This window comes from Mycobacterium sp. NAZ190054, assembly GCF_001545925.1.
GTDB lineage: Bacteria > Actinomycetota > Actinomycetes > Mycobacteriales > Mycobacteriaceae > Mycobacterium.
Map to the genome: position 1 here is coordinate 1 of NZ_LMVQ01000120.1, position 10,285 is coordinate 10,285.

Below are 10,285 nucleotides of genomic sequence, written 5' to 3' on the forward strand. Positions count from 1 at the left end.
TGCCCTGATTTGAGGCCATCGGACACAGGCAACGTCACTGCGCGGGCCTGACGTGATGCGCAGTACACGGTGAGCAATCCCATACTGCGCCAACACGAATCTTGCCGTCGTCCCGGTGCCTGCGATACCGGCGGGGGTACCGGTGCCGGTGGTGCCCGCGGGCGCGCCGGCGGCGCCGCCGCTCACCCTTCCGGCTGTGCCGCTGGGTGACGCGGTTCCGGGGCTGCCGCTGCTACCGGCCACCCTGCCGGTTCCCCGGGACCTCGTGTGCGAGGGCACCGCGTGGTCCTCCGGACGCACCGAGCAGCCGGAAAGCGTTACCCCCGCGGCCGTCACGCCGAAACGCGACCGCGGGCAGTGGTGACGCCGGCAAGATTCGTGTTGGCGCAGTATGGGATTGCTCACCGTGTACTGCGCATCACGTCAGGCCCGCGCAGTGACGTTGCCTGTGTCCGATGGCCTCAAATCAGGGCAAATGCGAACGTTGTGTGGTGAATCGCACCCATGTTCGCCTGCGGGCAGGCTACTGTCTCGGGTGGCATTGCAACTGACACTGGGAGGATATGGATGAGCGCCTATCAGACGGTGGTGGTTGGTACGGACGGATCTGATTCGTCGCTTCGTGCCGTGGACCGCGCCGGTCAGATCGCTGCCGCGTCCGATGCGAAGCTCATCGTCGCGACCGCCTACTTCCCTCAGAGCGAGGACGCGCGCGCCGCGGACGTGCTCAAGGACGAGGGCTACAAGATGTCCGGCAACGCGCCGATCTACGCGATCCTGCGTGAGGCGCGGGACCGCGCGAAGGCTGCCGGGGCACAGAACATCGAAGAGAAGGCGGTCGTCGGGGCGCCGGTGGATGCGCTGGTCGAACTCGCCGAGGAGGTCGGCGCCGACTTGCTGGTCGTCGGCAATGTCGGTTTGAGCACGATCGCGGGCCGTCTGCTGGGATCCGTGCCCGCCAACGTGGCGCGGCGCTCCAAGAGCGACGTGCTGATCGTGCACACTTCCTGACCTGACACAGCGCGCACACGAAAGAACCCTGGGCCGGCACCGCCGACCCAGGGTTCTCATGTCATGTCAGGTGTTCGATGCCTTGGCGATCGCGGTGATGGCTGCGTCCAGTGCGGCGTTGAACTCCTCGTCGCTCTGCTGGGCGGTCAGGCCTTCGGTGAGCGCGCGGGAGAAGCTGGCGATCACGCCCTGGTTGGCCGCGAGCTTGTCGCAGGCCTGATCCCGGTTGTAGCCGCCCGACAGGGCGACCACCCGCAGCACCTTCGGATGCTCGACGAGTTCGCGGTAGAGGTTGTCGACATCGGGAAGCGTCAGCTTCAGCATGACCACCTGGTCGTCGCCGAGGCCGTCGAGCTCCTTGAGGATCGCGGCCTTGAGCTGTTCTTCGGCCTTGCCCTTCTCGGGGCTGTGGATGTCCACCTCGGGCTCGATGATCGGCACCAGGCCGGCGGCCAGGATCTGCCGACCGATCTCGAACTGCTGCGCGACGACGTCTTCGAGACCGGTGCCGGGGAGCTTGATGACGGAGCGCATCTTGGTGCCGAAGACGCCTTTGTCGCGGGCGCGGGCGAGCAGCTCGTCGAGGCCGGGGATCGGCTTCATCACCTGGGCGCCGTCCTTCTCCTCGGCGAGGCCTTTGTCCACCTTCAGGAACGGCACGACCTGCTTGACGTTCCACAGGTAGTCGGCGGTGTCGCGGCCCTCGATCTGCCGGTCCATGGTGTCTTCGAACAGGATCGCGCCGAGGATGCGATCGCCGTCGAAGCTCGGGCTGGTGATGATGCGGGTCCGCATCTCGTGCACCAGGTTGAACATCTCGGCGTCACCGGAGTACGCGTCCTCGGCGATGCCGTACAGCTTGAGCGCCTTGGGCGTGCTGCCACCGCTCTGGTCGAGCGCGGCGATGAATCCGGCCCCCCGCTGGGCCTTGTTGAACTGATCGGTGTTCATGATCCCTTCCTGAACCTTCTCTGTGATACCGCGGTCACCAACCGCGCTCGCGCCATTCGCCCAGATGGGGGCGTTCGGTCCCGAGCGTCGTGTCGTCGCCGTGTCCTGGATACACGACGGTCTGATCACCGAAGACGTCGAACACCCGGTCGGTGACGTCACCGAGCAACTGTTCGAAGTCGCCTTCCTTCCAGGTCTTGCCGACGCCGCCGGGGAACAGGCAGTCACCGGTGAACAGGTGCACTCTGTCGTCGGTGGCCGGCCCGCTCAGCGCCAATGCCACCGACCCGGGTGTGTGGCCCCGCAGGTGGATGACGTCGAAGTGCAGCTGTCCGACCGTGAGGCTCTCACCACCGGACAGGATCTGGTCCGGTTTCACCGGCAGCGGTCCGGCGTCCAGGCTGTGCGCGGCGGTCGGCGCATCCGTGCTGTCCACGATGTCCTTCAGCGCCAGCCAGTGGTCCTGATGCTGGTGACTGGTGACGATCAGCGAGAGCGTCGGGGCGTGCCGGTCGATGAGCTCGAGCAGGATCTCCGGGTCGTTGGCGGCGTCGATGAGTAACGTCTCGCCGGTCTGGGAACAGGTGACCAGGTAGGCGTTGTTGTCCATGGGACCCACCGACACTTTGATGATCGACGCGCCGGGAAGTGTGCGCCGCGCCGCCCGTTGGGGCTCGACGTGGCCCGTGTAGTTGTCGTCGACGACTGTCATGTGCACTCACGTTACTTCGTGCACTCCGGTCGCCGTCGACACCGTCGGAGAAACATGTCGGTGGTCAGACCTAGCATGGGTCTGTACTGCGCCCACCCAACGGATGAGGCCGAGAGATTTGAGTATCAGAAGGGGCATCGGTGGCTGACCGCCTAGTTGTCAAAGGTGCCCGGGAGCACAATCTGCGCGGGGTCGATCTGGATCTTCCGCGCGACGCGATGATCGTGTTCACCGGGCTGTCGGGCTCCGGCAAGTCGTCGCTGGCCTTCGACACCATCTTCGCCGAGGGGCAGCGCCGCTACGTCGAGTCGCTGTCGGCCTATGCCCGCCAGTTCCTGGGGCAGATGGACAAGCCCGACGTCGACTTCATCGAGGGCCTCTCGCCCGCGGTGTCGATCGACCAGAAGTCGACCAACCGCAACCCGCGCTCGACCGTCGGCACCATCACCGAGGTCTACGACTACCTGCGTCTGCTCTACGCCCGCGCCGGCACGCCGCACTGCCCGGTGTGCGGCGAACGCATCGCCAAGCAGACCCCGCAGCAGATCGTCGACCAGGTGCTCGCGATGGACGAGGGGCTGCGGTTCCAAGTGCTCGCACCGGTCGTGCGCACCCGGAAGGGGGAGTTCGTCGACCTGTTCGACAAGCTCAACACCCAGGGCTACAGCCGGGTCCGGGTCGACGGCGTGGTGTATCCGCTGACCGAGCCGCCGAAGCTGAAAAAGCAGGAGAAGCACGACATCGAGGTCGTCGTGGACCGCCTGACGGTCAAGGCGACCGCCAAGCAGCGGCTCACCGACTCGGTGGAGACCGCGCTGAACCTCGCCGACGGCATCGTGGTGCTGGAGTTCGTCGACCGCGAGGACGACCATCCGCACCGCGAGCAGCGCTTCTCGGAGAAGCTGGCCTGCCCGAACGGGCACCCGTTGGCCGTCGACGACCTGGAACCGCGCTCGTTCTCGTTCAACTCGCCGTACGGCGCGTGCCCGGAGTGCACCGGCCTGGGCATCAGGAAGGAGGTCGACCCCGACCTCGTGGTGCCCGACCCGGACCTGACGCTGGCCGAGGGCGCGATCGCGCCCTGGTCGATGGGCCACACCGCCGAGTACTTCACCCGGATGCTGTCCGGTCTGGGCGACCAGCTCGGCTTCGACGTGAACACGCCGTGGAAGAAGCTGCCCGCCAAGGCCCGCAAGGCGATCCTGGAGGGCTGCGACGAGCAGGTGCACGTGCGGTACAAGAACCGGTACGGGCGCACCCGCTCGTACTACGCCGACTTCGAGGGCGTCATGGCGTTCCTGCAGCGGCGCATGGAGCAGACCGACTCCGAGCAGATGAAGGAACGCCTCGAGGGCTTCATGCGCGACGTGCCCTGCCCCGAGTGCAACGGCACCCGCCTCAAGCCCGAGATCCTGGCCGTGACCATGACGGCCGGGCAGTTCGGCGCGAAGTCGATCGCCGAGGTCGCCGAACTCTCGATCGCCGAATGTGCGGAATTCCTCAACGCGCTCACCCTCGGCCGCCGGGAGGCCGCGATCGCCGGGCAGGTGCTCAAGGAGATCCAGTCCCGGCTCGGTTTCCTGCTCGACGTCGGGCTGGACTACCTGTCGCTGTCCCGCGCGGCCGGCACCCTGTCCGGCGGCGAGGCGCAGCGCATCCGGCTGGCCACCCAGATCGGTTCGGGGCTGGTCGGGGTGCTCTATGTGCTCGACGAGCCGTCGATCGGTCTGCATCAGCGCGACAACCGCAGGCTGATCGACACCCTGGTGCGGCTGCGCGACCTCGGCAACACGCTGATCGTGGTGGAACACGACCTCGACACCATCGCCCACGCCGACTGGGTGGTCGACATCGGGCCCGCCGCCGGTGAGCACGGTGGCCAGATCGTGCACAGCGGCACCTACGACGACCTGCTCAAGAACCGCAATTCGATCACCGGGGCCTATCTTTCGGGCAAGGAGCAGATCGAGGTCCCGCAGCTGCGGCGGGTGGTCGACAAGAAACGTCAGCTCACCGTCGTCGGCGCACGGGAGCACAACCTGCGCGGCATCGACGTGGCCTTCCCGCTCGGGGTGCTGACGTCGGTGACCGGGGTGTCGGGGTCCGGCAAGTCCACCCTCGTCAACGACATCCTGGCCTCGGTCCTGGCCAACAAGCTCAACGGCGCGCGGCTGGTGCCGGGCCGGCACACCAGGATCAACGGGCTGGACCACCTCGACAAGCTCGTCCGCGTCGACCAGTCACCGATCGGGCGGACACCGCGCTCCAACCCGGCCACCTACACCGGGGTGTTCGACAAGATCCGCACCCTGTTCGCCGCGACCACCGAGGCCAAGGTGCGTGGATACCAGCCCGGGCGGTTCTCGTTCAACGTCAAGGGCGGCCGCTGCGAGGCCTGCTCGGGCGACGGCACCATCAAGATCGAGATGAACTTCCTGCCCGACGTGTACGTGCCGTGCGAGGTGTGCCAGGGCGCCCGTTACAACCGCGAGACCCTCGAGGTGCACTACAAGGGCAAGACCATCGCCGAGGTGCTGGACATGTCGATCGAGGAGGCCGCGGAGTTCTTCGCGCCGATCAGTTCGATCCACCGGTATCTGAAGACGCTGGTCGACGTCGGTCTGGGGTATGTGCGGTTGGGGCAGCCCGCGCCGACGCTCTCGGGCGGCGAGGCCCAGCGCGTGAAGCTGGCCTCGGAGTTGCAGAAACGCTCCACCGGGCGCACCATCTACATCCTCGACGAGCCGACCACCGGCCTGCATTTCGAGGACATCCGCAAGCTGCTGACGGTGATCAACGGCTTGGTGGACAAGGGCAACACGGTGATCGTCATCGAGCACAACCTCGATGTGATCAAGACCTCCGACTGGATCGTGGACATGGGCCCCGAGGGCGGGTCGGGCGGCGGCACCGTGGTCGCGACGGGCACACCCGAGGATGTCGCGGCCAATCCCGACAGCTACACCGGGCATTTCCTGGCCGAGACGCTCGGGGTCGCGCGGCCCAAACCGAAGTCGCGCAGCCGGAGCAAGGTCAGCGCCTGACGGTGTCCGCCGGGGTGACCGTCCGGCCCGCCGTCCCGGGCGATGTGGAAGCCATCGGCGCGATCTACGGCCACTACGTGCGCACGGGCGTGGCGACGTTCGAACTGGACCCGCCCGGAGCCGAGGAGTTGCTGCGCCGCATGGCCGCGGTCACCGACGCCGGTCTGCCGTACCTGGTCGCCGTCGCCGACGGGCAGGTGGCCGGATACGCCTACTGTGCGCCGTGGAAAGCCCGGCGCGCCTACCGGTTCACCGTCGAGGACTCCGTCTATGTCGCGCCGCACGCGGCCGGGCGCGGGGTCGGCGGTCGTCTGCTGGACGCGCTGCTCGACGAATGCGCACGGGTGGGGATCCGGCAGGTGATCGCCGTCATCGTGGACGCCGACGCGGCCGCGTCGCTGACGCTGCACCGGCGCCGCGGCTTCACCGAGGCCGGCCGGCTGACGGCGGTCGGATTCAAACACGACCGGTGGCTGGACACGGTGCTTCTCCAGAAGACCCTGCCTCACCCTGGCTGAGACCGGCTCGCGGGGGACGGGAATCGCGGACTCACCCGCACCCCGCCCAGCCAGTCCGTCAACGCGTCGGCGCGTGCCGAAAGTGACTTGCGCGCTTGGCGTCCCACGTCTTCGAGCATCACCAACCGCACCCGTCCGTCGGTGTCCTGACTCCACGCGCCGACGATGCGCCCGTCCACCCACACCGTCGGGCCGCCATTGCCGTTGCGGTCGAACACGCTGTCGCGGTGCGAGCCGAGATACCAGGCCCGCTCCGCCCAGCCCATCGTCGTGACGTCCAACGCGGGCAGCAGCGCGCACCACGGCCCGGGGTCGGGCACGGGCTCCTCGTCGCCGGGCAGCACATACCCGGGTGCCCCCTCCAGGTCGACCTCGACGGCGCCGATGTCGGCCAGCGCCTGCCGCGCCCAGCCGAGCGTGGAACCGAACCACCACTTGAGGTCGGTGACGGTGGCGGGCCCGAATGCGTACAGCCACCGCCGCACCAATTCGGCCCTGGCCTGCTCCGGTTCCACCGGATCGGCGCGGGCCAGCCACTGCCGGGCCGCGACCCAGCGGGGCCGCGACGTGGTCCAGCCGCCGTCGTTGGGTCCACGGACGATGTCACCGCGGGCCGACAGCACGGTCAGCACCCGCGGCGCGAGATGCGCTTCCCCGCCGTACGGCTTACCCGGGGCGGGATCATGCGTCCCGGTCAGCTCCGGAAGTGCTTCACGTAACTGCCGCGCCGTGCACGGCCCGGCGGCGCGCAGATGGTCGATCACCGCCGCGCACGCGGTCTGCAACCACTCGTGTCCGTCGCGCGCCACGCCCGCCTTCTCGACATCGGCGGCCAGTCGGCGCGTCTCGTTGGCTGCCACCCGGTCGCTGGCCGCCGACTGCACCGCAGGCAGATCCTGCGGGCGGATCACCCACAGTGTGCGCCGCATCGCGAGGTGTTTGACCAGCGAATGTCGCTCGTAGAACGCGGTGTTCAGATCGGCGACGGCGTAGCCGGGCAACCTCGCCCACAGCGACAGGTGCGGGGTGGCCGGATCGGTCGCGTGCAGTCCGACCATCCGGGCGGTCACCGACTCGACCGACTCCGCCGGGTCGTCACCGGGGACCAGGTGGTGGCGCATGGCCAGCCGGGCGCGCCGCTCGTCGAGGGAGAAGGGCCTTGGGGATGCCATGGACGCACAACGTACCGGCCCGCCCCGACACCCCCGCCGAAAGTTGGGATCGGTAGCGGGGGGCCGCGGATTGACTTCACCCCGACGACGCCATCGGGGCGGAGCACGAACGAAGGGAAACTCTCGTGGAGGGAACTACGGCGATGAAGCGGGTTGTCGCGAGTGTCATCGGCCTGGCTGCGGGCACCGCGATGCTGGTGGGGTGCTCGGGGGACAAGAGCTCCACCGCCGAGGACACCGCGGTGCAGAACCCGCAGACCTCGGTGGCCGCCGACCCGCAGGCCGGCACCGGCGGAAAGACCGAGGTGAAGGTCGACGGCGCCGACCTCGCCGGCCTCGACCTGAACTCGGTCACCTGCGTCAAGCAGGGGGGCAAGATCAACGTCGCCAGCGGCGCCGTCGGCGGACAGCAGGGCCTGGGCGTCGTGATGACCGACGAGGCGACACCGGTCGTCGAGTCACTCGGCATGGTGGTCGACGGCAATGCGCTGGCGGTGACGAACATGGCCGGCGCGTCCGTCGGCCAGGCCGAGGTCAAGGTCGACGGCGACACCTACACGATCACCGGGGAAGCGACCGGCGCCGACATCAGCAACCCGATGGCCGGCACCATCACCAAGCCGTTCAGCGTCACCGTGAGCTGCAGCTGACCGGTGCCGGGGTGCGGAAGCGGCGGGCGCCCCGACGCGCCCGCCGCTTCCTATGATTGCGCCGTGACCACCCATCCCGGTCGTCCCGAGATCGAGCGCGATCTCGCGGAGGCGCGTCACCTGGCGTTCGCGGGCGACGAAGGCGCCGCGAAAGAACTGTTGCTGTCCCTGATGCCGCGCATCGAGCGGCTCGACCGCGACGATCTGATGCTGGAGGTCTACGCGCAGCTCGGCGAGCTCTACCTGGTCCGAACCGCCTACGACGGGGTGACCGAATGCCTGAGACGCATCGACGACTGCCTGCGGATCTATCGCGACATCCTCGCCGGGAAGCGTCCGCAGGACGCGGAGAAGGTTGTCCTGTCGCGCCGCGAGATCGACCACATGATGCGCCGCTACACGGGGCGCGCTCAGTTCCTGCGCGTCGGGATGGCGGCCGCGCACGGCGATCACGAAACCGCGGCGGCGACGTTGCAGACCCTGGCCGAGGACTGCTCCGGATTCGCCGACCTCACACCGGAACACGCCTATCTGGTGACCCACGCACGGATCCTCTGCGCGGTCGCGCTGTGCGACGACGACCTGCATGTGCAGTCACTGCCGTTGTGGCAGAGAATCTTGGACGACATCGAGGGGCCGGGGGACGGCAGCGAGTTCGACGACAACCTGCGGGTACTCGCCGGAATCGGATACGGCCGCTTCTGCGTCGAGACCGGCCGGCTCACCGAGGCCGAGCCCTGGCTGCGTCGCGCCGGGGCCCGCGCACAGTCGCGTGAATGGCGATTGGCCGCCGCCAGAACACAACTGGAGCGCGCCACCGCGGCATGGGCCGGCGGCGACCGGGCCACCGCCCAGACCCTGGTCCACGAGGCCTACCCGGCGATCGCCGAACACGCCCGCGCCCACGACGTCTCCCGCAGCTGGCTGTACTTCGGCCTGATCAGCATCTCCGTCGGTGCGCTCGACGACGCCGACGAACGGCTCAGTCACGCCGAGCGGCACTGGCGGGAACTCGGCAAGCCGCTGCACATCCATCGGATCCTGTTGCAGCGCAGCTGGGTCGACATCCTGCGCGGCGATTTCGCGGCCGCCACCGTCCGTGTCACCGATGCCCGTGAACTCCTCGACAGCTGGCCGCGGCACAGCTGGCTGCAGTACGCCCGGCTCGACGACCATCTCGGCTCCCTGCTGCGGGCCGAGGCGCTGGCAGATCCCGGCGGCGCCGAGGAGAAATTCGCGCGGGCCGCCGAGCTGAAGGTGCCCGCCGCACTGGCCGTCGACTCCGTGCGCTACGCGCTCGGCGACGCCGATGCCCGGATGCGCTGGGCGACGCACGTGTCGGCCCGCCTGCTCGCCGGGGCGTTCGCGGTGGCCTGGGAGTGGGGCAACACCTCACTGGTCAGCGAGCTGATCGAATACCACTGCGCCCGAGGGGCGTTCAGTGTCCCGCTCTCGCCGCACACCGCGGACTGGGCCGCCACCGCCACAGCGGCCGTGCCGGCCGACGACACCGACGAGTACGCGCTGGTGGCATCCGGGCCCGTCGCGGCCGGCGCGGCGACCCTGACCCGCCTCGGCGCTCTGCCGCCGCTGCGGATGGATCCGCGCGCCGAACCGATCCTGGGCCACTACCGGGAGCTCGCCCACCGCCGCTACGGCCGGCTGGTGACGACGTCCGAACCGGAGTGGAGCACCTGGCCGTGACGGCCCCGACCCTCGTGCTGCGCTACGCCGACGTCGGCGTCGCGACCTACGCCGCGCTGCGGGTCGTCGGCCAGCCCGACCGCACCGTCACCTGGGTCGTCGAGCAACCTGCGCTCGCCGAGGTCGGCGACCTGCTCGCCGATGCGCTGCCCGACCCGCGCCCGTCCGAGACTGTCCCGCAGGCCCTCGAACGTGCCCTGACCGCAGGCTCTTTCGCCGCCCCGGTCACTGAGCAGCATCTGGCCGAGGTACTCGGCGAGCACCTGATCCCACCTGCGGGCTGGGGCCTCATCGCCGACCATCCCGGTGCCGCGCTGTTCGTCGCGCCGACCGGCCGGCTCGCGCAGGTGCCCTGGCCGCGCTCGACGCCCGGTTCGGCATCCACGCTCCGCGCGGCCACGGCTACGACACCGTCGACGCGATCCGCGCGATGCGGGACGGCAAGGCCACGGTGTTCATGGCCATGGGCGGCAACTTCGTCTCCGCCACCCCGGACACCGGTGTCACCGAGGCCGCGCTGCGC

The 10,285-nt window shown here is 69.0% G+C and carries 10 protein-coding genes and 1 pseudogene; 7 read left to right on the forward strand and 4 right to left on the reverse strand.

Annotated features, from left to right (window positions below; genetic code table 11):
• The first annotated feature begins 115 nt into the window (after window positions 1-115).
• Window positions 116-364, forward strand: a complete 249-nt coding sequence (locus tag ASJ79_RS10500) for a hypothetical protein (protein ID WP_231750811.1) — start codon at window positions 116-118, stop codon at window positions 362-364.
• Between the two features lie 203 nt (window positions 365-567).
• Entirely contained in the window at window positions 568-1,011 is a 444-nt protein-coding gene (locus ASJ79_RS10505; protein WP_067954856.1) for a universal stress protein, read from the forward strand.
• Window positions 1,012-1,077: 66 nt separating this feature from the next.
• On the opposite strand, the gene ASJ79_RS10510 is transcribed toward ASJ79_RS10505, so the two are convergent.
• Complete coding sequence (locus tag ASJ79_RS10510) at window positions 1,078-1,962, reverse strand: fructose bisphosphate aldolase (protein ID WP_067954858.1); 885 nt, start codon at window positions 1,960-1,962, stop codon at window positions 1,078-1,080.
• 34 nt (window positions 1,963-1,996) lie between these two features.
• Complete coding sequence (locus tag ASJ79_RS10515; protein ID WP_067954860.1) at window positions 1,997-2,674, reverse strand: MBL fold metallo-hydrolase; 678 nt, start codon at window positions 2,672-2,674, stop codon at window positions 1,997-1,999.
• Between the two features lie 140 nt (window positions 2,675-2,814).
• Here ASJ79_RS10515 and uvrA point away from each other — a divergent pair, with 140 nt between their 5' ends.
• On the forward strand, window positions 2,815-5,718 hold the full coding sequence (gene uvrA, locus ASJ79_RS10520; protein ID WP_067954862.1) for an excinuclease ABC subunit UvrA: 2,904 nt from the start codon (window positions 2,815-2,817) through the stop codon (window positions 5,716-5,718).
• A 2-nt stretch (window positions 5,719-5,720) separates the two neighbouring features.
• Window positions 5,721-6,236: a GNAT family N-acetyltransferase gene (locus tag ASJ79_RS10525; RefSeq protein ID WP_156448368.1), complete on the forward strand. Its 516-nt coding sequence runs from the start codon at window positions 5,721-5,723 to the stop codon at window positions 6,234-6,236.
• On the opposite strand, the gene ASJ79_RS10530 is transcribed toward ASJ79_RS10525, so the two are convergent.
• The gene (locus ASJ79_RS10530) at window positions 6,224-7,408 is read right to left on the reverse strand and encodes a winged helix DNA-binding domain-containing protein (protein ID WP_067954864.1); all 1,185 of its coding nucleotides are present in this window, start codon (window positions 7,406-7,408) and stop codon (window positions 6,224-6,226) included. The two genes, ASJ79_RS10525 and ASJ79_RS10530, sit on opposite strands and share 13 nt — an antisense overlap.
• Window positions 7,409-7,551: 143 nt before the next feature.
• On the opposite strand from ASJ79_RS10530, the gene ASJ79_RS10535 reads away from it, so the two are divergent.
• Both ASJ79_RS10535 and ASJ79_RS10540 read left to right on the forward strand, forming a co-directional pair.
• Window positions 7,552-8,058: a lipoprotein LpqH gene (locus ASJ79_RS10535; RefSeq protein WP_067954866.1), complete on the forward strand. Its 507-nt coding sequence runs from the start codon at window positions 7,552-7,554 to the stop codon at window positions 8,056-8,058.
• Window positions 8,059-8,121: 63 nt separating this feature from the next.
• Window positions 8,122-9,762 carry a hypothetical protein gene (locus ASJ79_RS10540; RefSeq protein ID WP_156448369.1) on the forward strand — a complete coding sequence of 547 codons (1,641 nt, stop codon included), beginning with the start codon at window positions 8,122-8,124 and terminating at the stop codon, window positions 9,760-9,762.
• Here ASJ79_RS10540 and ASJ79_RS33835 read toward each other — a convergent pair.
• A complete protein-coding gene (locus tag ASJ79_RS33835) occupies window positions 9,711-10,025 on the reverse strand; it encodes a hypothetical protein (protein WP_156448370.1) in 315 nt (104 codons plus the stop codon). The genes ASJ79_RS10540 and ASJ79_RS33835 overlap by 52 nt on opposite strands.
• An 89-nt stretch (window positions 10,026-10,114) precedes the next feature.
• Here ASJ79_RS33835 and ASJ79_RS33840 point away from each other — a divergent pair.
• A pseudogene (locus ASJ79_RS33840) lies at window positions 10,115-10,285 on the forward strand (hypothetical protein); the annotation flags it as partial.